The organism is Acinetobacter halobius (genome assembly GCF_044130335.1).
GTDB lineage: Bacteria > Pseudomonadota > Gammaproteobacteria > Pseudomonadales > Moraxellaceae > Acinetobacter.
In genome coordinates this window covers 12,813-39,522 of the sequence record NZ_JBIQOD010000019.1, presented here as the reverse complement: position 1 = coordinate 39,522, position 26,710 = coordinate 12,813, and the positions used below count along the sequence as shown (strand labels likewise).

At 42.2% G+C, this 26,710-nt stretch carries 23 protein-coding genes; 13 read left to right on the top strand and 10 right to left on the bottom strand.

What is annotated here, in order from left to right:
* The first annotated feature begins 36 nt into the window (after positions 1–36).
* The 6 genes from rpoD to ACE01U_RS14290 all read left to right on the top strand — a co-directional run bounded on the left by rpoD (position 37) and on the right by ACE01U_RS14290 (position 6,614).
* The gene (gene rpoD / locus ACE01U_RS14315; RefSeq protein WP_086208111.1) at positions 37–1,923 is read left to right on the top strand and encodes an RNA polymerase sigma factor RpoD; all 1,887 of its coding nucleotides are present in this window, start codon (positions 37–39) and stop codon (positions 1,921–1,923) included.
* A gap of 125 nt (positions 1,924–2,048) precedes the next feature.
* A complete protein-coding gene (locus ACE01U_RS14310) occupies positions 2,049–2,336 on the top strand; it encodes a YbeD family protein (RefSeq protein ID WP_086208112.1) in 288 nt (95 codons plus the stop codon).
* 161 nt (positions 2,337–2,497) lie between these two features.
* Positions 2,498–3,160 (top strand): lipoyl(octanoyl) transferase LipB, encoded by a 663-nt coding sequence (gene lipB, locus ACE01U_RS14305; protein ID WP_086208113.1) that lies wholly within the window; start codon positions 2,498–2,500, stop codon positions 3,158–3,160.
* A gap of 129 nt (positions 3,161–3,289) precedes the next feature.
* Positions 3,290–3,769: a hypothetical protein gene (locus tag ACE01U_RS14300; protein WP_395579804.1), complete on the top strand. Its 480-nt coding sequence runs from the start codon at positions 3,290–3,292 to the stop codon at positions 3,767–3,769.
* Between the two features lies 1 nt (position 3,770).
* A complete protein-coding gene (locus tag ACE01U_RS14295) occupies positions 3,771–4,955 on the top strand; it encodes an iron-containing alcohol dehydrogenase (RefSeq protein ID WP_395579795.1) in 1,185 nt (394 codons plus the stop codon).
* Positions 4,956–5,219: 264 nt separating this feature from the next.
* Entirely contained in the window at positions 5,220–6,614 is a 1,395-nt protein-coding gene (locus ACE01U_RS14290; RefSeq protein ID WP_395579794.1) for an APC family permease, read from the top strand.
* A 65-nt stretch (positions 6,615–6,679) separates the two neighbouring features.
* Here the strand turns inward: ACE01U_RS14290 and ACE01U_RS14285 are convergent, their stop codons facing one another.
* Positions 6,680–7,234 carry a flavodoxin family protein gene (locus tag ACE01U_RS14285; protein ID WP_151706754.1) on the bottom strand — a complete coding sequence of 185 codons (555 nt, stop codon included), beginning with the start codon at positions 7,232–7,234 and terminating at the stop codon, positions 6,680–6,682.
* Between the two features lie 95 nt (positions 7,235–7,329).
* On the bottom strand, positions 7,330–8,052 hold the full coding sequence (locus ACE01U_RS14280; protein WP_227509227.1) for an SDR family NAD(P)-dependent oxidoreductase: 723 nt from the start codon (positions 8,050–8,052) through the stop codon (positions 7,330–7,332).
* Between the two features lie 176 nt (positions 8,053–8,228).
* Here ACE01U_RS14280 and ACE01U_RS14275 point away from each other — a divergent pair, with 176 nt between their 5' ends.
* A complete protein-coding gene (locus ACE01U_RS14275; protein WP_395579793.1) occupies positions 8,229–8,615 on the top strand; it encodes a winged helix-turn-helix transcriptional regulator in 387 nt (128 codons plus the stop codon).
* A gap of 24 nt (positions 8,616–8,639) precedes the next feature.
* On the opposite strand, the gene ACE01U_RS14270 is transcribed toward ACE01U_RS14275, so the two are convergent.
* From ACE01U_RS14270 to rplU, 8 genes are all read right to left on the bottom strand, one after another.
* The gene (locus ACE01U_RS14270; RefSeq protein WP_110974389.1) at positions 8,640–9,119 is read right to left on the bottom strand and encodes a tRNA (cytidine(34)-2'-O)-methyltransferase; all 480 of its coding nucleotides are present in this window, start codon (positions 9,117–9,119) and stop codon (positions 8,640–8,642) included.
* Positions 9,120–9,151: 32 nt separating this feature from the next.
* On the bottom strand, positions 9,152–10,528 hold the full coding sequence (cysG, locus tag ACE01U_RS14265) for a siroheme synthase CysG (RefSeq protein WP_086208120.1): 1,377 nt from the start codon (positions 10,526–10,528) through the stop codon (positions 9,152–9,154).
* A gap of 76 nt (positions 10,529–10,604) precedes the next feature.
* Positions 10,605–11,876 (bottom strand): serine--tRNA ligase, encoded by a 1,272-nt coding sequence (gene serS, locus ACE01U_RS14260; protein ID WP_395579792.1) that lies wholly within the window; start codon positions 11,874–11,876, stop codon positions 10,605–10,607.
* Between the two features lie 100 nt (positions 11,877–11,976).
* Positions 11,977–12,789: an RsiV family protein gene (locus tag ACE01U_RS14255; RefSeq protein ID WP_395579791.1), complete on the bottom strand. Its 813-nt coding sequence runs from the start codon at positions 12,787–12,789 to the stop codon at positions 11,977–11,979.
* Between the two features lie 133 nt (positions 12,790–12,922).
* The gene (gene lolA, locus ACE01U_RS14250) at positions 12,923–13,621 is read right to left on the bottom strand and encodes an outer membrane lipoprotein periplasmic chaperone LolA (protein ID WP_086208123.1); all 699 of its coding nucleotides are present in this window, start codon (positions 13,619–13,621) and stop codon (positions 12,923–12,925) included.
* Positions 13,622–13,840: 219 nt separating this feature from the next.
* Positions 13,841–15,655, bottom strand: a complete 1,815-nt coding sequence (locus ACE01U_RS14245; protein ID WP_395579790.1) for a YadA-like family protein — start codon at positions 15,653–15,655, stop codon at positions 13,841–13,843.
* 181 nt (positions 15,656–15,836) lie between these two features.
* Positions 15,837–16,091, bottom strand: a complete 255-nt coding sequence (gene rpmA / locus ACE01U_RS14240; RefSeq protein WP_086208124.1) for a 50S ribosomal protein L27 — start codon at positions 16,089–16,091, stop codon at positions 15,837–15,839.
* 19 nt (positions 16,092–16,110) lie between these two features.
* A complete protein-coding gene (gene rplU / locus ACE01U_RS14235; RefSeq protein ID WP_004695441.1) occupies positions 16,111–16,422 on the bottom strand; it encodes a 50S ribosomal protein L21 in 312 nt (103 codons plus the stop codon).
* 465 nt (positions 16,423–16,887) lie between these two features.
* On the opposite strand from rplU, the gene sdsA reads away from it, so the two are divergent.
* The 6 genes from sdsA to adeK all read left to right on the top strand — a co-directional run bounded on the left by sdsA (position 16,888) and on the right by adeK (position 26,630).
* Positions 16,888–17,865 (top strand): All-trans-nonaprenyl-diphosphate synthase, encoded by a 978-nt coding sequence (sdsA, locus tag ACE01U_RS14230; protein ID WP_086208125.1) that lies wholly within the window; start codon positions 16,888–16,890, stop codon positions 17,863–17,865.
* A 33-nt stretch (positions 17,866–17,898) separates the two neighbouring features.
* The gene (locus ACE01U_RS14225) at positions 17,899–19,953 is read left to right on the top strand and encodes a site-specific recombinase (RefSeq protein WP_086208126.1); all 2,055 of its coding nucleotides are present in this window, start codon (positions 17,899–17,901) and stop codon (positions 19,951–19,953) included.
* 146 nt (positions 19,954–20,099) lie between these two features.
* Complete coding sequence (locus tag ACE01U_RS14220; protein ID WP_086208127.1) at positions 20,100–20,711, top strand: phosphatase PAP2 family protein; 612 nt, start codon at positions 20,100–20,102, stop codon at positions 20,709–20,711.
* A gap of 25 nt (positions 20,712–20,736) precedes the next feature.
* The gene (locus ACE01U_RS14215) at positions 20,737–21,981 is read left to right on the top strand and encodes an efflux RND transporter periplasmic adaptor subunit (RefSeq protein WP_086208128.1); all 1,245 of its coding nucleotides are present in this window, start codon (positions 20,737–20,739) and stop codon (positions 21,979–21,981) included.
* 12 nt (positions 21,982–21,993) lie between these two features.
* Positions 21,994–25,173 (top strand): multidrug efflux RND transporter permease subunit AdeJ, encoded by a 3,180-nt coding sequence (adeJ, locus tag ACE01U_RS14210; protein WP_086208129.1) that lies wholly within the window; start codon positions 21,994–21,996, stop codon positions 25,171–25,173.
* Positions 25,173–26,630: a multidrug efflux RND transporter AdeIJK outer membrane channel subunit AdeK gene (gene adeK, locus ACE01U_RS14205; protein WP_086208130.1), complete on the top strand. Its 1,458-nt coding sequence runs from the start codon at positions 25,173–25,175 to the stop codon at positions 26,628–26,630. The genes adeJ and adeK overlap by 1 nt, the downstream gene beginning before the upstream one ends.
* Positions 26,631–26,710 lie beyond the last annotated feature (80 nt).

Genomic DNA, 26,710 nt, shown 5'->3' with positions numbered 1-26,710 from the left:
TTCCACTGCCACAGATTCAACGAAGAGTAAGCAAAGATGAGCGATATGACTTCCCCTACTTCGCAAGTAGCGGCTCTGATTAGCCGAGGCAAAGAGCAAGGTTACCTAACTTACGCTGAGGTTAACGATCATCTCCCAGACTCGATTACTGAAAGCGAACAGATTGAAGACATTATTCAAATGCTTCAAGACGTGGGTATTCCTGTGCATGAGCGTGCACCTGAATCTGACGATGCAATGTTTGAAGGTGGTAATGAAGCTGCCGATGAAGTTGCTGAAGAAGAAGCCGCAGCTGTTCTCGCTTCTGTAGAAAATGAACCTGGTCGTACTACAGATCCAGTCCGCATGTATATGCGTGAAATGGGTACAGTTGAACTGTTAACGCGTGAAGGCGAAATCAGCATTGCTAAACGTATTGAAGAAGGCATTCGCGACGTTCTTCATTCGATTGCTTACTGGCCGAATGCGGTTGAAGTGGTATTACAAGAATACAAAGATTATGAAGCAGGCGAACGTCGCCTTGCAGACATCCTTTCTGGTTATTTAGATCCAGAAACAGATGAAGACATTCCAGAAGTCCTCGAAGAAGAATCTGAGATTGATGACGAAGAAGAGTCTTCGAGCAAATCAACCAAAGATGTGAAACTGGATGATGACGAGGAAGAAGAAGAGTCTGAAGGTGATGATGATTCTGAAGGCGAGTCTGGCCCAGATCCTGAAATTGCAAAAGTTCGTTTTGACGAATTGGCAGCCGCTTGGAAAAATACCCAAGCGGTAATCGAAAAGCACGGTCGTTCAAGCAAACCAGCTGAAGATGCATTAGAAGCACTAGCAACTGTGTTTATGATGTTCAAATTTACACCTCGTTTATTTGACATCATTTCAGAAATGATTCGTGGTACGCATGAACAAATTCGTACCTCTGAACGTGAAGTAATGCGCTATGCAGTTCGCCGTGGTCGTATGGATCGCACGCAATTCCGCACCTCTTTCCCAGGTCAAGAATCAAACTTTGCTTGGTTGGATGAACAAATTGCGAAAGCGTCGCCAGATCAAAAAGGCTATCTTGAAAAAGTACGTCCAGATGTTTTAGCGTTCCAACAAAAAATTGCAGACATTGAAAAAGATTTGGGCCTTGATGTTAAAGGCATCAAAGACATTTCAAAACGTATGGCTGTAGGCGAAGCAAAAGCACGCCGCGCGAAAAAAGAAATGGTAGAAGCGAACTTACGTTTGGTAATTTCGATCGCGAAAAAATATACCAACCGTGGCTTACAATTCTTGGACTTGATCCAAGAAGGTAACATCGGTTTGATGAAAGCGGTAGACAAGTTTGAATACCGTCGTGGTTATAAGTTCTCGACTTATGCAACGTGGTGGATTCGTCAGGCCATTACTCGTTCGATTGCCGACCAAGCGCGTACCATTCGTATTCCAGTACACATGATCGAAACCATTAACAAGATCAACCGTGTATCACGCCAACTTCTACAAGAAATGGGCCGTGAACCAACACCTGAAGAACTCGGTGAACGTCTGGAAATGGACGAAGTTAAAGTGCGTAAAGTGCTGAAAATTGCCAAAGAACCAATTTCGATGGAAACACCGATTGGCGATGATGAAGATTCGCATTTGGGTGACTTCATTGAGGACTCAAACATCACTTCACCTGTCGATGCTGCAACGTCTGAAGGCTTAAAAGAAGCGACACGTGAAGTGCTTGAAAACTTGACTGAACGTGAAGCGAAAGTTCTAAAAATGCGTTTTGGTATCGACATGCCAACCGACCATACTTTAGAAGAAGTAGGTAAACAGTTTGATGTAACGCGTGAGCGTATCCGTCAGATTGAAGCGAAAGCATTACGTAAGCTTCGCCACCCTTCTCGCTCAGAACACTTACGTTCATTCTTGGAAAACGACTAATTTATATGGACGCGATGGAGACTTGAAATTTTATCAATTGTCTCCATTTAAGTCTTTAAGCGCAACACCTAACGCCTGCACTTTCGCAGGCGTTTGAAATAAAGGGGGGACTGACGCTCATGACTATGTTAGACCGCACACCATCTCGTGAATTACAAGAACATCTTTGGGTATTTCCTATGGACTACCCAATTAAACTCATTGGCCTTGCTGGCGATGACTTACGTGTTGCTGTAGTTGAAATTTTAGTAAAACATTTTCCAGAGTTTGATGCTGAATCGGTTCAAACTCAGCCATCACGTACTGGTAAATATCACTCTTTGACTGCACAATTGCGTTTTGAAGAGTTAGAACAAGTGCATCAGTTATATGCAGATCTTGCAGCTTGTCCGTTAATTAAGACTGCACTGTAATTCAAATGATGTATCAATGAGACACGCTTACGAGCGTGTTTTTTTGTGCCTATATTTTAATCTCAAGAATTCAACTTATTCACTAAAGAAATCCCCCTACACTATTGATCTTTTCTTTATAATTTAACCCATACTTTTTGTTTTATAAGGACGCAAGTGCCGTGTCGTCAGATGTCGTTCTCAAACCACAACTCATTATTCGTCAGTTTGATGGCCTAACTCCCTATGCTGACCGCTTTATTGAAATGAAGACATTGACTGAACAACGTGATGTGGATACGCCTGATGAACTTTGGATACTGCAACATCATGATGTTCTCACCCAAGGTCAAGCAGGAAAACCTGAACATATTTTGATGAACAGCAACATCCCTGTTGTTCAATCCGACCGTGGTGGTCAAGTGACATGGCATGGTCCCGGTCAATTGGTTGCCTATTTTATGTTTGACCTCAACCGTCTTGGCTGGAACGTCCGTACTTTAGTATCTTATGCTGAAAACTTAATGATTGAGTTACTCAAAAAATATGAGATTGAAGCCTATGCCAAAGCTGATGCACCTGGCGTCTACGTTGATGGACGTAAAATTGGCTCACTAGGTTTTAAAATACGTAAAGGCCGTAGTTATCACGGTTTATCCTTAAATATTGACTGCGATTTGTTCGGATTTCAGACCATCAATCCATGTGGTTATGCAGGTTTGGAAATGGTGCGTATCTCAGATCTCAAAACCGACTACCCACGTTTTGAAAACTTATGTGCCGATATTATTGAAACTTTAAAGCACAGCGGTTACTTTAAAGATGTTCAAGTACAGCATGTATAAAGGCTTTGCTTTTCATGGAAAAATAAATTAGAGTATTTACTCTAAACTAATAATTATTTTTAGAAAGGACAGCGAGTGATTAACCTCAATTCAGTGAAACCCGCTCTGCAATTAACCTATGTCAAACTTATGATGGATGTGATTGGCCGAGGATTGGTCATGGCCAGCCAAGTCGATAGTGAAATTCAGCAAGAAGTTGCAAAATTTCCAGCCAATTTCACTCTATCTATGAATGTTTTTCCAAATGGGCCTGCTTTTTTAGCCAAAGTGACCGAAGACCATCAACTTGAACTGCTGACACCTGGCAGTCTAAAAGCAGATTTAACGATTACGTTTAAACATTTAAGTCATGCCTTTTTAGTATTTTCATTTCAAGAAAGTACAGCACAAGCATTTGCCCATGATCGTATGATCGCAGATGGCGATATTTCTTATGCAATTCGCCTCGTCCGCTGTCTAAATAAAATGGAATCCTTGATTTTACCAAAAATGGTTGCAGAACTTGCAGTCAAAGAATACCCAACAGAACTGAGCTTAAAAGAAAAACTCACAGGCGCTGCAAATATTTACCTCAAAGTAGCCCAATCATATTTAAAACGGAGTGCATAACATGGCGAAGCCTTATTACGAATTTTTTTGTCCTGTAAAAGTGATCGCTGGTCATGCTGCTTTGGAACACATTCCGTTTGAACTGGCAACATTAGGCGCAACCCGACCTTTAATCATTACTGACAAAGGCGTACGTGCCAACAATTTACTTGCACCGATTGAAGCAGCTTTTGAATCCACCGACGCAGTGATTGGTGCTATTTTTGATGATGTTCCGCCTGATTCAAGCTTAGAGACAGTACGTAAAGCGGCCAATTTATACCGTGAACACCAGTGTGATGCCATTATTGCTGTCGGTGGGGGGTCAGTGATTGATACCTCTAAAGCCACCAATATTTTGGTGTCTGAAGGTGGCGATGATTTACTCAAATACTCTGGGGCACACAACCTACCTAAGCCACTTAAACCCTTTTTTGTGATTCCAACCACGTCAGGCACAGGTTCTGAAGTTACCATGGTCGCGGTGGTGTCTGATCCAGAGAAAAATGTCAAACTACCTTTCGCATCGTACTATTTAATGCCACATGCTGCGATTCTTGATCCACGCATGACCCAAACCTTGCCACCGCACCTAACCGCGATGACCGCAATGGATGCCATGACCCATGCTGTCGAAGCCTATACTTGCATGGCACACAATCCGATTTCAGATGCCTATGCTACGGCTGCAATTAAAAAAGTCAGCAATCATTTGTTTAATGTACTGGATAATCCAAGCGACGCGAACGGTCGCTTAGAACTGGCTCAAGCCTCCACTATGGCAGGTATTGCATTTTCAAACTCAATGGTCGGTCTTGTTCACTCTCTAGGCCATGCTTTAGGTGCAGTTGCCCACTTACCGCATGGACTATGCATGAACCTGTTCCTTCCTTATGTGCTTGAGTTTAATAAAGAAGTGAATGGAGACAAGATTGCAGACCTCCTATTACCGCTTGCAGGGCCAGATATCTATGCGCAGACTCCTGATCACTTACGTGCAGACAAAGCCATCAGTACATTACTTACGATGCGTGATCGCTTATTCACATTAACCAAATTACCGCGTACGTTGAGTGAAACAGGAAAAGTGACTTTAGAACAACTCGATGAGGTCGCAGAAAAAGCCCTCAACGATGGTTCAATTATTTACAACCCGAAAGAAGCCAGCTTAAAAGATTTAAAAGCAATTTTAGAAAAAGCTTGGTAATTGGCATAAAATCAGCCAATATAGCGACAATCTTAGCCTGATGCTTTTTTAAACATCGGGCTTTTATTTGCCATAAGGAATAATGCTATGCATAGACTTATTGGCATAAAAACTGCTAAAAAATCTGAAAAAGTTACTGACAAAAGATGCCAAATTAATGTAGATTGGCGCACTTTTGAAATTAAACATAGGGGGGATCGTTCGTCTCAAACGATCCTTATAAACATGACTGATCCTTGATCAACGATAAAGAGGATAACGCCGTTGACTAATATTTCTGGGACTCAATCGGCAGCTAAACTGCAAAAAACGCTAGGTCTCTGGCACATCATTATTATTGGTTTAGCTTATATTCAACCAATGACATTATTTGATACTTTCGGTTTAGTATCAGAAGAAAGTCATTATCATGTGCCAACGTCATACATCATTGCTTTAATCGCAATTTTATTCACGTCGATCAGTTATGGTCACATGATTCGTCGCTACCCTTCCTCGGGTTCAGCCTACACCTATGCACAAAAATCCATCCATCCAAATGTTGGATTTATGGTGGGTTGGTCATCATGGTTAGACTATTTATTGTCTCCAATGGTCAACATCATTCTTGCTGTGATTTACCTAGAAGCCTTATTCCCTGATGTAAACCATTGGGTTTGGGTAGTAGGCTTAACTGCATTTATGACGGCGGTCAACTTACGCGGTGCACGCTTCGTTGCAAACTTTAATGGCTTAATCGTTTTGGTACAGTTAGCAGTTATCGCATACTTTACCTGGATGGTTTACAGCTTACTTGCAAGTGGCATCAATGCTGATGGTACTTTGATCAATGCGAAATATCAGTTATGGAGCTTAGAGCCATTTTGGAATGAACTTACTACACTGGGTCCCCTAATTACTGGTGCGACTTTACTGTGCTTCTCATTCACTGGTTTCGACTCACTTAGCTCACTTGCAGAAGAAACAAAAGATACCGAGAAAACGCTACCTAAAGCGATTTTCTTAACAGCACTCTTTGCAGGTGTGATCTTTATTATCAGCACCTACTTCATGCAGATTTACTTCCCGAACGATCCTAAGACGTACTTTGAAGATGTTGCTGCAACACAGCCTGACATTTTACAAGCCGTTGGTGGCGTGGCGTTTAAAACGGTGGTGTTGTACTTCGCAATTGTGACTGTTATGGCATCAGGTATTTCGGCACATGCAGGCGTTTCACGTTTAATGTATGTAATGGGCCGTGATGGCGTGATTAACAAGAAGATTTTTGGTCATATTAGTCCGAAAAGCTTCACACCATCTTATAATATTTTAATTGTAGGTGCTGTGGCATTAACCGCGGGCTTCATGGACTTGGACATCGTCATTTCGATGATCAGTTTCGGGGCTTTAACGGCATTTACCTTTGTAAACTTATCCGTTATTTCGCGTTATGCTCTGCGTGATGGTCGCACAAAGAATATTAAAGATATCTTGAGCTTTGTGGTCATTCCAATGTGTGGATTCCTCAGTATCTTTGCCATGTGGTTAGAGATTGAAGAAACTGCATTGAAATTTGGTTTGTGGTGGGCAATGTTTGGTATTTTATACTTAGGTTATAAAACCAAAGGCTTTAAGCAACCAGCACCACAACATAATGAATTTGATGATCACCCATAATCTCTCATTCAAAAAGAAAAAGACGCCAAGTGCGTCTTTTTCTTTTTAAGGATATAGCTAAAAAACTAACCCTTAAATTGTTGAGTAATTTTGGCAATGCGTTGTGCATAAACTTTTGCAGTCTCTAAATCTCCTGTTGGGATCTCATCCACACTTGCATCTGAAGGCGTTTGCACCAATAAGCCTACAGAACCACCCAAGTTATTCACATCTTGACGGGTTGCAGCTTTGCTGTTGGCTGGCAATAAACCCAAGCTCACCCAAATACCACCATGCTGCGATGCAAGTGTTTGCAATTGGATTAAGGTCACTTGCTTATCCCCATTAAGGCTTGCACTATTGGTAAATCCACCAAAAATCTTATCTTGCCATGCGCGGGTAAACCATTTCTTTGAAGATGCATCAGCAAACTTTTTAAACTGCCACGGTGCAGTGCCCATATAAGTCGGTGCACCAAATACAATTGCATCAGATTGATCCAGTGTCAGCCAATCTTGCTCCTGAATGTCTCCATTTGGATCAATCTCTACCAGATTTGCACCAATTTCTTGCGCAAACGTTTGAGCAATCACTTTGGTATGACCATAACCTGAAAAATAAACAACAGAAATTTTCGACATTTTAGTTTCCTCTTTTAAATCACATCATTTGCATGGGCCAATCAATTGTGACATCGCACCATGTAAACCATTAAAAATAAATCATATGTAATATTTTAAACGCTTGCCTGATCAGGCTTAAGTTTCACATAACTTGCCACTTCAGCACTTAAACCTTGTTTAAGCTGTTGAGTCTTTTCTCCAACTAAAACCTCATAAGCATTTTGCTGGATGCCGTGGAAAATTTCTTGAGCCACTGTTTCCGGTGCAATCTTCGGAATAGGTAATGAACGAGTCAGATCGGTATCAATAAAACCCACATGTACGCCCATCACCTGAATATTAAATTGAGACAACCACTGGCGACTTGAGTTGGTATAGGACCATGCTGCTGCTTTGGAAATAGCATAACTAGTCAAAACAGTGCTTGGCTCCCATGACACATCTGAGAGAATGTTGACCACATAAGCCTGTTGGCTCTTTTGCAAGATTGGAGCAAAAATTTGGGTCACTCGCATCAAACCCAATAAATTAGTTTCCAAAATCTTTTGCGTAGTTGTAATGATATTGGCGTCAACAGGATGCTCATTCAAAAGTGCAATGCCTGCATTATTCACAAGAATCGTGGTATCTGCACATTGTTCGGCAGCCTGCTGTATAGATCCCTCATCATTCACATCGAGTTGAATCGGGATTAACCCTTCTTCGTGAAAACTACCGATCTGACGCATCCCCACATAAATTTTTTTAGCGCCCTGACGACGAGCTTCCCGAGCGATGGCTAGTCCCAAGCCACGATTTCCACCCGTAATAAAAACAACCGCCTCTGAAACATTCATCCTATGATCCATCCAATTAGCCAGTATCTTGCGAAAGCATCGTCTAATGACAACGCTGCATTAAGTCTGTATTCATGATACACTTATGAAACCTAGTATCAATTAGTTACCACTTGGTAACTGGTCAAATTCACTGTTTCAGATGAAGATAGAACGTAAAAGGAACATATTTACAGATGAATAAACCCATGAAATTTAATATTTTTCATCCAGACTGCCCTGCTCGTCTTTTTTTTGAAAAATTTGCAGACAAGTGGATTTTATTGATTGTATATACGTTGGATCAAGAATCGCAGCACTTTAATGAGCTCAAGAAAAACGTTTTAGGTATTTCACCTAAAGTGCTTTCGCAAAAATTGAAGATATTAGAGCGCGATGGTTTTCTGACGCGAACCATTCATGAAGATAACGTGATACGAGTGAAGTATGCCTTAACTGAGATTGGCAAAGACTTTGCTCAAAATGCCTATCAAATGAAAGATTGGGTCGAAGCTAATATGCTTAAAGTTTTAAAATCCAGAGCGGGATTCGATCAAAAGCTAGAAAAAACAGAACCTGCTTAAGCAGGCTCTGTCACAGCAATTTGATTAGGCTAAAGGCTTGAAACCCTGCTGACGCCATGCTTCATACACAATCACGGCGGTCGCATTGGATAAATTCAAACTACGCGAGTTTTCAGCCATAGGTAGACGAATCCAATGCTCTCGTGGAAATAACATACGAACCTGTTCAGGCAGACCACGTGTCTCAGGCCCCATGAGTAAAGCCACGGGTCGATTCAAATCCGAAGTATGTGGCGTTTCTGTTCCTTTCGTGGTTAAAGGATAAATCGCATTGATATCAACCCCTCTTTTTGCTAAATCTGCTAAACACTCATCGAATGTTTCCCAAATTTGCATGCGTGCCCACTCATGGTAGTCCAAACCTGCGCGTTTTAGTTTTTTATCATCCAGCTCAAAGCCGAGAGGCTTAACCAAATGTAGCTGCGCTCCAGTATTGGCACATAAACGAATGATATTGCCTGTGTTTGCAGGAATTTCGGGCTCGTATAAAACAACATGGATCACAGCTTTTCTCTACTCTTTCAATATGGCAAAAGTTAATCTTGCCACTGTAATTGTTCACGCAAGCTCACTACATCGCCAATGATGGTCAATGTAGGTGCTTGAATATGATGCTCTTCAACTTTAGATGCAATATCGGCCAAAGTACCTACTACGACTTTTTGCTCAGGCGTTGTTCCTTTCGAGATCAACGCAACTGGCATGTCTGGGCGTTGACCATGCGCAATCAGTTTTTCACAAATTTTTTCTAAACCAACCAAGCCCATGTACAATACAAGTGTTTGATTTTGATAAACCAACTCATCCCACGGTAATTCAGGTGAACCCTCTTTTAAGTGCCCCGTAAGGAAACGTACGCTTTGTGCATAATCACGATGGGTAAGTGGAATGCCTGCATAAGCGGAACAGCCTGAAGCTGCGGTAATCCCTGGAACCACTTGAAATGGTACACCCGAGGCAAAAAGTTCTTGAATTTCTTCGCCACCACGCCCAAAAATAAATGGATCACCACCTTTTAAACGACAAACACGCTGACCTTTCGAAGCATATTCCACCAACAAGGCATTGATACCTTCTTGTGGCACAGCATGGTTAGATCGCGCTTTACCCACATAAATCTTAGTTGCATCACGGCGGCAAAGTTCCATAATCGCAGGGGAAACCAAACGATCATAGATCACCACATCAGCTTGTTGCATCAAACGCAAAGCCTTGAGGGTCAGCAGCTCAGGATCGCCAGGACCTGCACCCACCAAATACACCTCACCTTTTGGTGTTTTCCACTCTGCCAACGCTTGTTCGATTAAACGATCTGCTTCAGCAAGGTTGTCATGAAAAACCTGTTCTTTCAGCGGACTTGCATATAAGTCTTCCCAAAAAACACGGCGCTCATCAGGACTGGAAATTTTCGCTTTCACTGCGGCACGCCATTTTCCTGAAAACTCAGCCAACTTGCCCATCCCATGTGGAATACTGGTTTCAAGCTGGGTACGAATTTGGCGAGATAAAACAGGAGATGTCCCATTGCTGGCAACTGAAATCACCAAAGGGGAACGATCGACAATGGCAGGAACCATAAAACGACAATGCGGTGGATCATCAACACTGTTGACCAGTATTTTTAGCGCTTCACAGTCCTCAAAGACTTGAGTATTCACCGCATAATCATCTGTTGCAGCAATCACTAAACGATAGTCATTGAGTTGAATCTGCGCAGGATATAGCGCTTGGATATATTGCCCTTGGCTTTCTTCAACCAGTTGCAATAAATTTGCATCAATATCAGGAGCGATGATATGAATCACCGCCCCTGCTTTATGTAACAACACTGCCTTACGGTAAGCAATATGCCCACCACCGACAATCAGACAAGGTTGCTGCTGCAACTTTAAAGAGATTGGAAAAATATCCACACACGACCTCAATGAGTTTTATCTGACTGTCTTAAAGCAATTATTGTGCACAAAATGGTGCAGTACATCGACTTTATTAGTCAATGTACTCAGCACCGCCCATATATGGACGAAGCACGGTCGGAATTTCAATCGAACCATCAGCACGTTGGTAGTTTTCCATGACCGCAAGTAAAGTACGACCCACAGCCAAACCTGAACCATTCAGCGTATGGACAAACTCAGTTTTCTTTTGGTCTGCACGATAGCGTGCTTTCATACGACGCGCTTGGAAGTCACCCATGTTTGAACATGAAGAAATTTCGCGATACGTATTTTGGCTTGGTACCCAAACTTCAAGATCGTAAGTTTTAGTTGCACCAAAGCCCATATCACCACCACAAAGAATGATCTTACGGTATGGCAAACCTAGTGCTTTCAAGATCCCTTCAGCATGACCTGTAAGCTCTTCAAGCGCTTGCATTGAGTCTTCAGGTTTAACAATTTGCACCATTTCTACTTTGTCGAATTGGTGCTGACGAATCAAACCACGTGTATCACGACCGTATGAACCTGCTTCACTACGGAAACATGGCGTATGCGCTGCATATTTCAGTGGTAAACGGTCTGCATCAATGATTTCATCACGCACGAAGTTAGTTACAGGCACTTCCGCAGTTGGAATGAGGTAATACTCTTTTTCACCTTGTAATTTGAACAAATCTTCTTCAAATTTAGGCAATTGGCCTGTACCACGGAGTGAGTCAGCATTGACTAAATACGGCACATACGCTTCGGTATAACCATTTTCTAAGGTATGCGTATTCAACATAAACTGGGTAATCGCACGTTGTAGACGCGCAAGTGGTCCTTTAAGCACACTGAAACGAGAACCTGTCAATTTGGTCGCTGTTTCAAACTCAAGACCGCCCATCCACTCACCAAGATCCGTGTGATCTTTAACTTCAAAATCAAACGTACGTGGCGTACCCCATGTGAGGATTTCCACGTTATCGCTTTCGTCTTTTCCTTCTGGAACAGACTCATCTGGCAAGTTTGGAATGCTGAGTGATTTCGCTTCAAGTTCAGCTTGTAATTCAGACAAAGCCACTTCCGCCGCTTTGATTTCATCACCAATTGCTGACATGCGCGCCATAATTTCAGATGCATCGCCACCAGCTTTCTTAATTTGGCCAACTTGTTTTGCACCCGAATTACGTTCTGCCTGAAGAGATTCAGTTTTGGATTGAATCTCTTTACGGCGAACTTCTAGTGATGCCCATTCTTCAACATTCAGTTGTACACCACGTTTTGCTAAGGCTAAATTTACAGCCTCAATATTATTTCTGAGTAATTTCGGGTCGATCATAGCCAATCTTTTGCAAAGAAAAAAACTGGCTATAGTGTAAGCGCTTCAAGCCAAAAAATACAGTCACGCGATCACTAGCTGTGGCTTATTACAGCAATTTTCATGGCTTTTCTTTACTCGCTTTTTCTCGCTCAGCGGCATAATCGACAAAACTTGGTAAATATTCCGACTTAATTAAGCCGCTAGCTTGTGGATACGGTAAAACCAATTCAGACATCCCTTCTGCATAAGAGGCTAATTCATATAAGGGATAAACAAAGACAATACCCTTAGCACTCATATAATAATTGTCCGTTAGCTTCAATTGCTCACGTGAAATATTATGCTCGGACAACCACATGCTGTTGGCACTATACAATGCATCTAATAGTTTAGACTCGGTCTTCTCCACCACAATATCACTCAGTGCAACCCGTTTTCGAGTTGCTAAATCTAAAGTAATGTATTCGTTATGATACATACCGTGTGCTGCACGTGCTGGATAGTAATAATCCATCAAAACAAAATCTGCATATTTGCCACGCTGCGCCACATAACGGACATCCGACAAAGTTTCACTAAGCATACTCTCGTCTGGCTGCTTTACTGACTGCTTGGTTTTTTCAAATGCCACAGGATTGGCTTTTTTCATACGTTCATCAAAATACTCATTGATCCACGGAACATTGGTTTCCAAACTGTACAACTGGTATTGGGTACAACCTTCTTCATCACAAGCAATAGAATGCGCCAATGGTAATGGTCTAACTTTTGCCTCAATCAGCGGTAAGCTCTGTGCAACTTTAGCTGGCTTAGCGGTCTCTTCACTTTTTGTCGCAGCACTGTCATTTTGTGGCTGACAAGCACTGAGTAAACCCACGCATAGCACCGCAGCAAAGACTGATCGCATTTTATTGTTATAAAGTGATGTCATTACTTTTCCTCAGTCATATATTCATTTATCAAAGACTATACAAAGCACAGGAAAAACTTCCCACCACGTTATGTAACTGGACTGCATCCGATAAAAAAACCACCCAAAGGTGGTTTTCACGGACTGTTCAACATTATTGATCAATAATGTCGGTGCCTTTAGGCGGTGTAAAATTAAAGGTTGAAGCTGGAATGCTGGCATTGACTTTAGTGTTATTAAACCGCACATAAGTCGTTTGCCCCAAAGAGTCTTCTAAGATCATTAGCGTTGGTGCGCTTTTTGCACCAAAACTGATCGTCAAGCTTTGAAATGCACCATCATCACTCTTTGGATATAAGGTATAGTAGGTTTTGCTCTTATTTGGTTGAGTAATACGATACGACTTACGGATTTGCTCGGTATTCCCTGACAATAATAGTGCAGGTGTATTCGCCACCTGTTCATCTAAAGTCTGTCGAACTGCTTGCTGTAAGTCTGGATCATAAATCCAAACCGTTTTACCCGAGGTAACAATCGTTTGTTTCGCAGGACTGGTGGTTTCCCAATAGAATTTCCCAGGACGCTCAACTTTCATCACCCCTTTAAAGGTCTGATTCATGTGCTGAGCAGATAAACCTTGTTTCTTCGGCGCCTTAGATGCATTCGTCACTTTAGTGGTTTGCTCAAAATTAGAGCTGATACTTTGAATACCACTCAACTGCTTGACTAAACTCGTCGTCGCTTGTTGCTCCGATGCTGCAACCGAAGCTGCAAATACTGTACTGCTCATAACAGGGCCCAGCGCTACCACGCCTACTGTCATCGCACATAAAGTCTTACGAAGCATTTTCATAATTTCACCTTTTATAATTTGCGCAGTCGCAATTTGTTAGATGAGCTATCTTAAATCAAATTTTATGGCTAATAATTGAGAATATAAGAAGATTTGTATATTTATTGGTGCTTAGTGTTGTGAAATATCCATCATGATGGAGAACTTAGTTGTATTTTAGACATTAAAAAGCCTCTGAATAAGCAGAGGCTTTTTAGCTTAAATCAAGATCAATCATTGTTATTTCCATTGCCAACCAATTGCAGCACCTGCACCGAAGTCACCTTCACTATTGGTTGTCACTGCGACTTTGTACACATATTTATTGTTTTCGGTCACACCACTAAGACCGAAAGCATAGCCTTGTTCACCTTCCCAAGTACCCACACCAGCACTCAACATATTGTAACCTGCATCTGTCGGTTGCGGTAAAGATGCTATCGCAATACTTGATGCAACTGCTGCATAGGTTCGGTCCTCAAGTTTTCGCATGTCTCGATTCAAAGCATTTACACGACTATCAGTATATGCATTCGCTTGATTGAGAGTTTGCTCCCCGACTTGGTTCACGTAGGTTTTTGCTTCATTCAGGATGTAGGTATCCGCTGCATCCATCACCTCTTTTGTTATGCCATTTGTGCCATCTGCACCTTTAAGGCTAGCCAACCATTGGGTTACAGTTCCATCAAAACCATCCCCAACAGCAACTTGATAGGCACTAAACCCCGAAGCACCAGTCATACCCGTGTTACCTGTATCACCTTTTAAGCTGGCAAGCCACTCGGTAATTGTGCCATCAAAACCATTTACTTGCGCAACTTGGTAAGCACTGTAACCCATTGCGCCTGTTGTACCAGTATCTCCTTTCACACCTTTCATCCCAGTCGCACCTGTTGCACCAGTGTTACCTTTCACACCTTGGATGCCTTGTTCACCCTGTAAGCCTTGGAGACCCTGTTCACCTTGCATCCCAGTTGCACCTGTCGCTCCAGTATCACCTTTCACACCTTGGATGCCTTGTTCACCCTGTAAGCCTTGAAGACCCTGTTCACCCTGTAAGCCTTGAAGACCCTGTTCACCTTGCATCCCAGTCGCGCCTGTTGCCCCAGTATCACCTTTCACACCTTGGATGCCTTGTTCACCCTGTAAGCCTTGAAGACCCTGTTCACCTTGCATCCCAGTCGCGCCTGTTGCCCCAGTATCACCTTTCACACCTTGGATGCCTTGTTCACCCTGTAAGCCTTGGAGACCCTGTTCACCTTGCGCTCCAGTTGCACCTGTTGCTCCAGTATCACCTTTCACACCTTGGATACCTTGTTCACCCTGTAAGCCTTGGAGACCCTGTTCACCTTGCATCCCAGTTGCACCTGTTGCTCCAGTATCACCTTTCACACCTTGAATGCCTTGTTCGCCCTGTAAGCCTTGGAGGCCCTGTTCACCTTGCGCTCCAGTTGCACCTGTTGCTCCAGTATCACCTTTCACACCTTGGATACCTTGTGCACCTGTCGCTCCAGTATCACCCTGTAGACTTTCAAGCCATTGTGTTTCACTACCTTCAAATCCATTATTGACTGCAACTTGATAAGCGCTTGCACCATTTTGTCCATCTATACCGTCAGCCCCATTGATACCATCTTTACCATTAAGACCATCTATACCATCCGCTCCTTGCAAGCTTAATAACCATTCTTGCTCAGTTCCTACAAATCCATTATTTAAAGCAATTTGATAGGCACTATCTCCATCTTGACCATCTGCACCCGCAGGCCCAGCAGGTCCAACCTGACCACCACAATAGTCATTCTTAAAATAGCAATTATTTTCACTCCCACCAGCCCACACACCATGTGCTGTAATGAGCATCGCACCCAACAAAACTGCTTTTAAAGTGAATTTTTCTCGATGAAAATCATGATGAAATAAAAAACAACGTCGCTGAATAATGTCTTTTACTGCGGCACTGATATGGCTTTGCTCTTGTTTGAACTTATGCCCAAGGGTTTCTGCCATATGGCTGCCTGAATCAGGCCAGACATTTTTATCTATTCTGTCCATATCTATCTGCCTTTTCTTCTAGTTTTACAGTTCTATTACACGCTTATTTTATGTGATACACATCACTATTTATTGTGATTTTGAGACTTAAATTATAGGCAAGCAGAAGTAAAAAACAGATCCTTGTTATTAAAAGACAAAAAAAAGCCCACTAAATTGTGGGCTTTTTTACTATTAAAACTTACGCTTCAACAGTTACGTAGCGACGGCCAAATTGACCTTTCACTTCGAATTTAACTACGCCATCAGCAGTAGCAAACAAAGTATGGTCACGGCCCATACCTACGTTTGTACCAGCGTGGAATTCTGTACCACGTTGACGAACGATGATGTTACCAGCAGTTACAGTTTGACCACCGTAAACTTTAACACCAAGCATTTTAGGGTTCGAATCACGACCGTTCTTAGTCGAACCACCGGCTTTTTTAGTTGCCATGTCTCATTACTCCTCGTGATTAGCCTGAAATAGCTGTAATTTTCAACTCAGTGAACCATTGACGGTGACCTTGTTGTTTACGGTAGTGTTTACGACGACGCATTTTTACAATACGGATTTTGTCGTGACGACCATGGCTAACTACTTCAGCAGTTACAGTCGCACCAGCAACAACTGGAGCACCGATTTGAATGCTGTCGCCATTTACTAGCATTAGTACGTCATCAAACGTAATAGTTGCGCCAGTTTCAGCTTTCAACAATTCAACTTTAAGGGTTTCACCCTCTACAACACGGTGCTGTTTACCACCGCTTTGGATTACTGCGTACATAATGTACTCCAAACATGCCCGTGTCGTCGTGCCGATAAAGGAATATACCGATCTTAATACGAACGCCACTGGGGTTAATCAAGGGCAAGGATTTTAAGTGATATTTGATCAAACAACAAGAGATTTGCCAAACTTATTCGACTAAATTAACGATTATTTAATAATCGGGAAAAACTCAATCAACAAATTACAGTTCAACTCTGGCTAGAGTTTGCTTACAATGAAATAGATTTTTAAAATCAATTCGCTATAGTATGAAGGAATTGATTCGAAGGTATAAATAGACGTACAAATACGGTACGCTTATACATCGGGGAAATAAGGAACTGTCTTTCTAAAATATAGCCTCGCACAATGCTAGCCTTATTTATGATTGAAATGAATGATTTAGACATGTGCCCTTATTTTAAACCATAATTGTATTGCTGATTTTTATCACTTTATATAGATGAGGCTTCTCTTCAAATGACCGTCGATTTTAAGCAAGATATTCTCGCCCCAGTAGCTCAAGACTTTGCCATGATGGACACATTTATTAATGAAGGAATTACCTCTAAAGTGGCTCTAGTCATGGCAGTGAGTAAACATGTGGTTGAAGCAGGTGGTAAACGCATGCGCCCAATTATGTGTTTATTGGCAGCAAAAGCCTGTGGTGCAGAAGATTTAGAACGCCAACGTAAACTTGCTGCAATCATTGAAATGCTTCATACCGCAACTCTAGTTCATGACGATGTAGTGGACGAGTCTGGTTTACGTCGTGGTCGACCAACAGCGAACGCGACTTGGAACAATCAGACTGCAGTTCTGGTCGGTGACTTCCTCATTTCACGTGCCTTTGATCTGTTGGTCGATTTGGGCGACATGACTTTACTCAAAGATTTTTCTACAGGAACCTGTGAAATTGCGGAAGGTGAAGTACTACAGCTTCAAGCCCAACATCAGCCTGAAACCACAGAACAAACTTATTTAGATATTATTCACGGTAAAACGTCACGTTTATTTGAACTGGCAACTGAAGGTGCTGCTATTCTTTCAGGTACGCCACAGTATCGAGAAGCACTGCGTTTATTCGCAGGTCACTTCGGCAATGCCTTCCAAATTATTGATGATATTTTAGATTACACCTCAGATGCTGAAACATTAGGTAAAAATATTGGTGATGATTTGATGGAAGGTAAACCAACTTTACCTTTAATCTCAGCATTGAAAAACACAACGGGCGCAGAGCATGATGTCGTTCGTAGAAGTATTGCCACAGGTGGAACGGCAGATCTTGAACAAGTCATTGCAATTGTGAACAATTCTGGTGCACTGGACTATTGTCGTCAGCGTGCGCACGAAGAAACCGAAGCTGCTTTAGACGCTTTACAGGCTTTACCTGAAAGCCAATATCGTCAAGCTTTGGTTAATCTAACCCAACTGGCTTTGCATCGAATTCAATAACAAATCATGCCTTAGAACGTTTTTAACTTGCTTATGCATATACAATTTAATGATCTTTTCTCTCAAATGCAGCAGCAACTTGAGCATCCTCAAGTTGCTTTAAATGACCAACTTTTAATTGAGTTGGTGGAACGTATTCGCCCTACTGACTCATATCAAACTGATGAAATTCATCAAAAAATACAAGCATTAATTCATGCTTTGTTGATTACGCCTGATGCAGGCTCAACATTGCAAAGCTTCATCTTAGGCCTGATTTCCCAATACAAACAAACCAGTCTGTATGCCGATACTGGCATTTTGTCTTTAGATGGTTTTTGGAATCAATTGTCGCAGCGTTTAGGCGCACATTTTTTACCGCTGATTAACGACGAGACGCAGTTGCAAGATTTAGTCCGTCGTGTTTTCCCCAACCGAAGTGATAAATATTGGCTTGATAACATCAAAGACAGTGACTGGCTACAACTGCTGAACCTGCTCAATCATGGCCATGCCAATCAAAAAGAAAAAGTCAAAATTCGCAGTGAAGTGATTAAAGCCATCACGGTGCTGTCTTATCGGATTAGTGGTATTGGTTTATATCCTGAATTTATTAATGCACATCCTGAACTGACTGAATATGAATCGCCTTTCTTAGTTCAGAATCGCGAAATGATCGAATTCATTCAACAGTATAAAAAAGCTCATCACGACGCCGATGTTTCCAGTGTGGTTGCACCACCCGATGCATCTCAGGCATTGGTTATGATTGAGCAGTGTCGTGATGTAGTTCTAAAAATTCGTCGCTCAACCAAACGCATTGGGGTAAGTGTGAGCCTAACTTATCTCATATCCTTATTAGAACAGTGCTTAGACCGCGTTGAACTGTTGCTCAATTTGATTGTAGAAGAAGGCGAAGCGCACTATAAAGCCATTAGCAACCTTCTGGTCGATATTACCGCTGCAATTTATAGCGAACGCAGTGTTCGTTCTCTACTCACTACCAACAGTGAACTCATTGCGTTACAGGTAACTGAAAATGCCAGTAAAACAGGTGAACACTATGTAAGTACAGACAAACAAGGCTTTTTGGCCATGTACAAATCGGCAGCAGGTGCAGGGGTTATTATTGCCATTATGGCAACGCTCAAAACCTTGTCGGCACGTATGGTCATGGCACCACTCATGCAAGCCTTTATTTACAGTATGAATTACTCACTAGGTTTTATGCTGATTCATGTCTTGCACTTTACTGTAGCGACTAAACAACCCGCGATGACTGCTGCAGCCCTTGCAGCAACAGTACAACACCGCAAAGGTTCTAAAACCGCCCAAATTGCTGAATTAGCAGCATTGATTATCAATATTATCCGTACCCAGTTCATTGCTATTTTGGGTAATATCTCGATTGCCATACCCGTTGCAGCCTTTATTGCATGGGCTTGGGCAACGGGGCTACACGAACCGCTGATGACACATGCAAAAGCCAGCAAAGCACTACACGACCTGAATCCATTTACCTCTTTAGCCATTCCCCATGCTGCTATTGCTGGCGTGTGTTTATTTTTGTCAGGTCTGCTGGCGGGCTATTTCGATAATATGGCCGTCTACCGCAAAGTTGGTCCTCGCTTAAAAGCACACCCCCGTCTCAAAACCATCATGCGACAAGAACGGCTCGATAAATTTGCAGGTTATATAGAACGTAACTTAGGTGCGTTGGCAGGTAACTTCTTATTCGGGATTATGCTAGGAAGTATGGGAACCATTGGCTACATTTTGGGGTTACCTTTAGATATTCGACACATTGCCTTTGCTTCAGCAAACTTTATTCAAGGGCTAATGAATATTAATGGCAGTCCTGAAATTGGCTTGATTATTGTATCTTTCCTTGGGGTATTGTGCATTGGTCTAACAAACTTATTCGTCAGTTTTACCTTGACTATTATTGTAGCTTTACGTGCACGTCGAGTTCGTTTTGAACAATGGAAACCTTTAGCAAAATTGGTACTCACCCATTTTCTGACTCGCCCAAGTGATTTCTTTTGGCCCCCAAAAGTACCACTTGAAGTTGAAGAAAGTTCAAACAGTACAAAACACCATACAAAATGATTTTGTACCCATTTTGAGCACTTGTTAGACTATGAACAAAATTTTATGCATTATTAATCAACACTTGAATTAAAGTGTACTGATGAGTACACTTTAACCCAGTAAATAACCGCGCTCAAATCGGTTCAAATGACACGAGTTTTAGCATGCCTTATTTGTTGCTTTTTATCGGTATTATTCTATTTATAATCAGCATATTAGTATTATTTTTTCAACCATTAACATCGCTAGATTTAACAATAGTTGAAAATTTCAGTACGTTGAGAACTGAGCCTATAAATAAGTTTGCAATACTTTTATCTGCACTCGGCGGCATGCCATTTGTATTATTTTTAACCTGTCTATGGTGTTTCCATCGTGCATGGTATAAAAAGTATAAAGATGTCATTTTTATAGGTTTAGGCGTAGTTGGAAGCATTGCTTCTGTTTGGCTACTTAAATTTTTAATTTCAAGACCACGCCCACCAGAAATGTTTCACCTAGTGACGAGCTATGGTGCTTCCTTTCCAAGTGCGCACAGTATGTATGCTGCCACTTTGGCGTGTCTTGCCATTTTCTTAAGTCGCCCATTTCCTGCACATCGTTTTATTGTCTGCATTGCTCTTTTATGGATGCTGATGATGGGAATTTCAAGAGTCTATCTTGGGGTACATTTCCCGTCCGATGTCCTTGCGGGATGGAGTATCAGTATTATATGGATTTCACTGCTCTACATTATGTATGGCAGATACAACCAATCAAATACAAATTATTTTTAGATAAAAATCTAATCGAGGTGGAACAATGATGTCGGCAAAGCTTTGGGCCCCAGCCCTTACCGCTTGCGCATTAGCAACGAGTATTGCACTTGTTGGTTGTAGCAAAGACCCAAAGGATGCGCAGCAAGCTGGCGCTTCTCAACAAATGCCACCTACTGAAGTCGGTGTCATTGTTGCACAACCGCAAAATGTAGAACAATCTGTAGAGTTATCTGGCAGAACCACGGCATTTGAAGTCTCTGAAGTTCGCCCACAAACGAGTGGAATTATTCTAAAACGTTTGTTTGCGGAAGGCAGCTATGTACGTGAAGGACAGGCACTTTATGAACTTGATTCTCGTACTAATCGCGCAACATTTGATAATGCCAAAGCAGCATTATTACAACAAGAAGCAAATCTAAGCTCACTTAAAACCAAACTCAATCGTTATCAACAACTGGTTTCAAGCAATGCTGTTGCGAAACAAGATTATGATGACTTAGTCGGTCAAGTGAATGTTGCAGAAGCACAAGTCGCTGCTGCACGTGCACAAGTTAAAAATGCTGAAGTAGATTTAGGCTACTCAACCATTCGTTCACCTATTTCAGGTCAAACGAACCGTTCAACAGTTACAGCAGGCGCATTGGTTACAGCAAATCAAACCGACCCTTTGGTGACGATTCAGCGTTTAGACCCAATCTATGTTGATATCAACCAGTCAAGTTCTGAACTTCTACGCTTACGCCAACAACTAAGCAAAGGTAGTTTAGACAGCAGTAATAACACTCGCGTAAAACTTAAACTAGAAGATGGAAGTGAGTACCCAGTCGAAGGACGTTTAGCGTTCTCTGATGCAAGTGTCAATCCTGATACAGGGACTGTGACCATCCGTGCAGTGTTCCCGAACCCAAATCACTTATTACTTCCTGGTATGTTTGCCAACGCTCAAATCGTGCAAGGGGTGATCCCAAATGCGATTTTAGTGCCACAAATTGCTGTGACACGTACACCTACTGGTCAAGCCATCGCGATGATTGTGAATGACAAAGGTGTTGTTGAGTCTCGCCCAATCACCACATCTGGCATTCAAGGCCAAAACTGGATTGTGACTCAAGGTCTTAAAACAGGTGAAAAAGTTATTGTTGACGGTATAGCGAAAGTTAAAGCTGAACAAAAAGTTGTTACGAAACCGTATCAACCTCAAGCAGCAGCGCCTCAAGCTCCAACAACTGAGGCTAAAAAGACAGAAGCTGGTGCGAAAACAGAACAAAAAGCTACTTCAAACACATAAGGGGTAGACTGAATGGCTCAATTTTTTATTCATCGCCCCATTTTTGCGTGGGTGATTGCACTGGTGATTATGTTGGCGGGTGTTATTACGCTAACAAATATGCCAGTTGCCCAGTATCCGACAATTGCACCGCCCACGGTGACAATTTCTGCAACGTACCCAGGTGCCTCTGCACAAACGGTTGAAAATACCGTGACTCAGATCATTGAACAACAAATGAATGGTCTGGATGGCTTACGTTATATCTCTTCTAACAGTGCTGGTAATGGTCAGGCATCTATTAACTTGAACTTTGAGCAAGGCATTGATCCAGACATTGCACAAGTTCAAGTACAGAACAAGCTACAATCTGCAACTGCACTCTTACCTGAAGATGTGCAACGTCAAGGTGTGAAAGTCACCAAATCTGGCGCAAGCTTTATGCAAGTTGTGGCATTCTATTCTCCAGATGAAAGCCTTTCTGCATCTGACATTAAAGACTATGTAAACTCCAACATTTCCGAACCGCTCAGTCGTGTTGCTGGGGTGGGTGAAGTACAAGTTTTTGGTGGTTCATACGCGATGCGTATTTGGCTTGATCCAGCGAAAATGACCAGTCTGCAAGTTACACCAAGTGATATTGCAACTGCCATTAATGCGCAGAACTCACAAGTTGCTGTGGGTCAACTCGGTGGTGCTCCATCAATTCAGGGACAAGTTCTGAATGCTACGGTCAATGCGCAAAGTATGTTGCAGACCCCTGAGCAATTTAGAAATATTTTCCTCAAAAATACAGCATCTGGCGCTCAAGTGCGCTTATCTGATGTTGCACGTGTTGAACTTGGTTCAGATAACTATCAATTTGACTCTAAATTCAATGGCAAACCAGCTGGTGGTGTAGCGATTAAACTGGCAACTGGTGCAAATGCACTAGATACAGCAGCGGCTGTAGAAAAGCGCCTCAGTGAACTTCGTAAAAACTATCCAGATGGTTTAAAAGATAAACTGGCTTATGACACAACTCCATTTATTAAGCTTTCGATTGAAAGTGTGGTTCACACTTTAATTGAAGCCATAATTTTGGTGTTCATTGTCATGTTCTTGTTCCTACAGAACTGGCGTGCAACGATTATCCCAACACTTGCTGTTCCTGTGGTTGTATTGGGTACCTTTGCTGTCATTAACATTTTCGGTTTCTCCATCAACACACTCACCATGTTTGCAATGGTCTTAGCGATTGGTCTTCTAGTCGATGATGCGATTGTTGTGGTGGAAAACGTCGAACGTGTCATGCAAGAAGAACATCTCGACCCTGTTGTTGCCACTGAAAAGTCAATGCAACAGATTTCTGGTGCCTTAGTCGGTATTACCAGTGTGTTAACAGCTGTATTCGTACCAATGGCTTTCTTCGGTGGTACTACAGGTGTTATTTACCGTCAGTTCTCGATTACACTTGTGACAGCAATGATTCTGTCATTGATCGTCGCATTAACATTCACCCCTGCCCTATGTGCAACCTTGTTAAAACAACATGATGCAAACAAACCAGAAAGTAATAATATTTTTGCGCGTTTCTTCCGTTGGTTTAACAACAGCTTTGAAAAGCTATCCGTAAAATACCAAGGTGGTGTCAACCGTATGACCCATCATAAAGTATTTTCTGGTGTGGTTTATTTACTGGTGATTGCAGGCTTAGTTGGCCTATATAAAGCTTTACCATCATCATTCTTGCCTGACGAAGACCAAGGTGTGGTCATGACACTCGTACAGCTTCCACCAAGTGCAAGCCTTGAACGTACCGATAAAGTCATCACCACAATGACAGACTATTTCATGAATAAAGAAAAAGAACATGTAGAGTCCATCTTTACTGTTTCTGGTTTCTCATTCACAGGTGTTGGTCAAAACGCAGGTCTTGCCTTTATCAAGCTGAAGGACTGGAGTGAGCGTACTTCACCTGAATCACAAATTGGTGCCATCATCCAACGTGGTATGGCATTGAATATGATCGTGAAAGATGCCTCTTACATCATGCCATTACAGTTACCTGCAATGCCTGAATTAGGTGTATCTGCTGGTTTTGACATCCAATTAAAAGATGCGAGTGGTCAAGGTCACGAAAAACTGATTGCTGCACGTAATGCGATTTTAGGTATGGCAGCACAGGATAAACGCCTTGCAGGTGTGCGTCCAAATGGTCAAGAAGATACGCCTCAGTATCAAATTAGTATTGACCAAGCACAAGCAGGCGCAATGGGTGTAAGTATTGCTGATATCAATACAACCATGAGTATCGCTTGGGGTGGTTCGTATATTAATGACTTCGTAGACCGTGGTCGTGTGAAAAAAGTCTATGTGCAAGGCGAAGCAAATGCACGTATGATGCCTGAAGACTTGAACAAGTGGTACGTACGTAATAGTAGCGGCACAATGGTTCCATTCTCAGCATTTGCAACAGGCGAATGGACTTATGGTTCCCCACGTCTAGAGCGTTATAACGGCGTATCATCAGTCAACATCCAAGGTACTCCTGCACCAGGCGTTAGTTCGGGTGATGCCATGATCGCAATGGAAGAAATCATTGGCAAATTACCGTCAATGGGCTTAGATGGTTTCGACTATGAATGGACGGGTTTATCTTTAGAAGAGCGTGATTCTGGTAGTCAAACAGGACCATTACTCATTCTTTCAATGTTGATCGTATTCCTTTGTCTTTCAGCTTTATATGAAAGTTGGTCTATCCCTGTTTCAGTATTGCTGGTTGTACCACTTGGTATTATCGGTGCATTTACTTTAACGTGGTTAGGTATGATCATCAAAGGCGATCCAAACCTGTCATTTAACATCTACTTCCAAGTCGCAATTGTTGCCGTAATTGGTCTTTCTGCGAAAAATGCAATCTTGATTGTAGAGTTTGCAAAAGAGTTGCAAGAAAAAGGTGAAGACTTATTTGATGCAACCCTTCATGCTGCAAAAATGCGTTTACGCCCAATCATTATGACCACCCTTGCCTTCGGTTTTGGTGTACTCCCTCTTGCCCTTTCAGCAGGTGCAGGTGCAGGTAGTCAACACTCTGTCGGTTATGGTGTACTTGGTGGTGTAATTAGTTCTACACTTTTGGGTATTTTCTTCATTCCAGTATTCTTTGTTTGGATTCGCAGCATTTTCAAATACAAACCGAAGAAACAAAATAATCAGGAGCAAACATCGTGATGCAAAAAGTATGGTCTATTTCAGGTCGTAGCATTGCGGTATCTGCACTTGCGCTTGCTTTGACTGCATGTCAAAGCATGCGTGGTCCAGAACCCGTCGTTCAAGCGGATATCCCAACAGGATATATTGGTTCAGCTACAGGACCGTCTATTGCTGAGCAAGGTTATAAAGATTTTTTTGCTGATGCACGATTGGTACAAGTCATTGAAATGGCTTTGGCCAATAACCGTGACCTACGCACTGCAACTTTAAATATTCAACGTGCACAACAAGCGTATCAAATTACTGAAAACAACCAACTACCCACTATTGGGGCAAGTGGTAGTGTGCTTCGTCAAGATACGCTAAGTACGACTAAGCCAGTCACAACCTATAATGTTGGCCTTGGTGTCACCGCTTATGAGTTAGACTTTTGGGGGCGTGTACGTAGCTTAAAAGACAATGCTTTGGACAGCTATTTAGCGACCCAAAGTGCGCGTGATGCAACACAAATTTCGTTGATTGGTCAAGTTGCGCAAGCATGGCTCAGCTATTCATTTGCCAATGCTAACTTAAAACTGGCAGATCAAACGCTTAAAGCACAGCTTGAGTCATACAATCTGAACAAAAAACGTTTTGATGTGGGTATCGACAGTGAAGTTCCCGTTCGTCAAGCGCAAATTTCAGTTGAAACTGCACGTAATGATGTTGCCAACTACAAGACTCAAGTGGCCCAAGCGCAGAATTTATTGAACTTGTTGGTAGGTCAGGCTGTACCAGCTAACTTATTGGCACCGCAACCAGTTAAACGCATTACTCAAAGTACAGCTTTAACTGCTGGATTACCAAGTGACTTGTTGAATAACCGTCCTGATGTTCGCTCTGCTGAGTATCAATTGTCTGCTGCAGGTGCCAATATTGGTGCGGCAAAAGCACAATTATTCCCAACAATTAGCTTAACAGGTACAGCAGGTTATGCATCGACAGATTTAAGCGACTTGTTTAAATCAGGTGCCTTCGTTTGGTCACTTGGCCCAAGCTTAGATATTCCTATCTTTGACTGGGGTACACGTCGTGCCAATGTGAAGATTTCAGAAACTGACCAAAAAATTGCGTTGTCAGATTATGAAAAAACCATTCAAACGGCTTTCCGTGAAGTGAATGATGCATTAGCTGTACGTGAAAATATTGGTGATCGTCTATCTGCACAACGTCGTCTTGTGGATGCCACCAATACCACCTATAAGCTGTCAACAGCACGCTTCCGTGCAGGGATCGACAACTACCTGACTGTACTCGATGCTCAGCGTACTTCGTACTCGGCGGAACAAGGTCTGTTATTGCTTGAACAAGCAAACTTAAACAACCAAGTTGAAGTGTATAAAACTCTTGGTGGCGGTGTGAAAGCCAATACAGCTGATCAAGTGGCGAAACAGCCCTCTTCTTCAGATGTAAAATATAACAAAACTGCAAACTAACGCTTGCGGTATGAAAAGCTCACTTCGGTGGGCTTTTTTATTGCTTTTTCATCGGCTTTTTCCTATCTTCAAAGACAATA

Excerpts from the sequence above, each read along its gene's own strand:
- rpoD (WP_086208111.1), top strand. The coding sequence starts at position 37 with ATGAGCGATATGACTTCCCCTACTTCGCAAGTAGCGGCTCTGATTAGC.
- ACE01U_RS14310 (WP_086208112.1), top strand. The coding sequence starts at position 2,049 with ATGTTAGACCGCACACCATCTCGTGAATTACAAGAACATCTTTGGGTA.
- ACE01U_RS14300 (WP_395579804.1), top strand. The coding sequence starts at position 3,290 with ATGATGGATGTGATTGGCCGAGGATTGGTCATGGCCAGCCAAGTCGAT.
- ACE01U_RS14295 (WP_395579795.1), top strand. The coding sequence starts at position 3,771 with ATGGCGAAGCCTTATTACGAATTTTTTTGTCCTGTAAAAGTGATCGCT.
- ACE01U_RS14285 (WP_151706754.1), bottom strand. The coding sequence starts at position 7,234 with ATGTCGAAAATTTCTGTTGTTTATTTTTCAGGTTATGGTCATACCAAA.
- ACE01U_RS14280 (WP_227509227.1), bottom strand. The coding sequence starts at position 8,052 with ATGAATGTTTCAGAGGCGGTTGTTTTTATTACGGGTGGAAATCGTGGC.
- ACE01U_RS14275 (WP_395579793.1), top strand. The coding sequence starts at position 8,229 with ATGAATAAACCCATGAAATTTAATATTTTTCATCCAGACTGCCCTGCT.
- serS (WP_395579792.1), bottom strand. The coding sequence starts at position 11,876 with ATGATCGACCCGAAATTACTCAGAAATAATATTGAGGCTGTAAATTTA.
- ACE01U_RS14255 (WP_395579791.1), bottom strand. The coding sequence starts at position 12,789 with ATGACATCACTTTATAACAATAAAATGCGATCAGTCTTTGCTGCGGTG.
- lolA (WP_086208123.1), bottom strand. The coding sequence starts at position 13,621 with ATGAAAATGCTTCGTAAGACTTTATGTGCGATGACAGTAGGCGTGGTA.
- ACE01U_RS14245 (WP_395579790.1), bottom strand. The coding sequence starts at position 15,655 with ATGGACAGAATAGATAAAAATGTCTGGCCTGATTCAGGCAGCCATATG.
- rpmA (WP_086208124.1), bottom strand. The coding sequence starts at position 16,091 with ATGGCAACTAAAAAAGCCGGTGGTTCGACTAAGAACGGTCGTGATTCG.
- rplU (WP_004695441.1), bottom strand. The coding sequence starts at position 16,422 with ATGTACGCAGTAATCCAAAGCGGTGGTAAACAGCACCGTGTTGTAGAG.
- sdsA (WP_086208125.1), top strand. The coding sequence starts at position 16,888 with ATGACCGTCGATTTTAAGCAAGATATTCTCGCCCCAGTAGCTCAAGAC.
- ACE01U_RS14225 (WP_086208126.1), top strand. The coding sequence starts at position 17,899 with ATGCATATACAATTTAATGATCTTTTCTCTCAAATGCAGCAGCAACTT.
- ACE01U_RS14220 (WP_086208127.1), top strand. The coding sequence starts at position 20,100 with ATGCCTTATTTGTTGCTTTTTATCGGTATTATTCTATTTATAATCAGC.
- ACE01U_RS14215 (WP_086208128.1), top strand. The coding sequence starts at position 20,737 with ATGATGTCGGCAAAGCTTTGGGCCCCAGCCCTTACCGCTTGCGCATTA.
- adeJ (WP_086208129.1), top strand. The coding sequence starts at position 21,994 with ATGGCTCAATTTTTTATTCATCGCCCCATTTTTGCGTGGGTGATTGCA.
- adeK (WP_086208130.1), top strand. The coding sequence starts at position 25,173 with ATGCAAAAAGTATGGTCTATTTCAGGTCGTAGCATTGCGGTATCTGCA.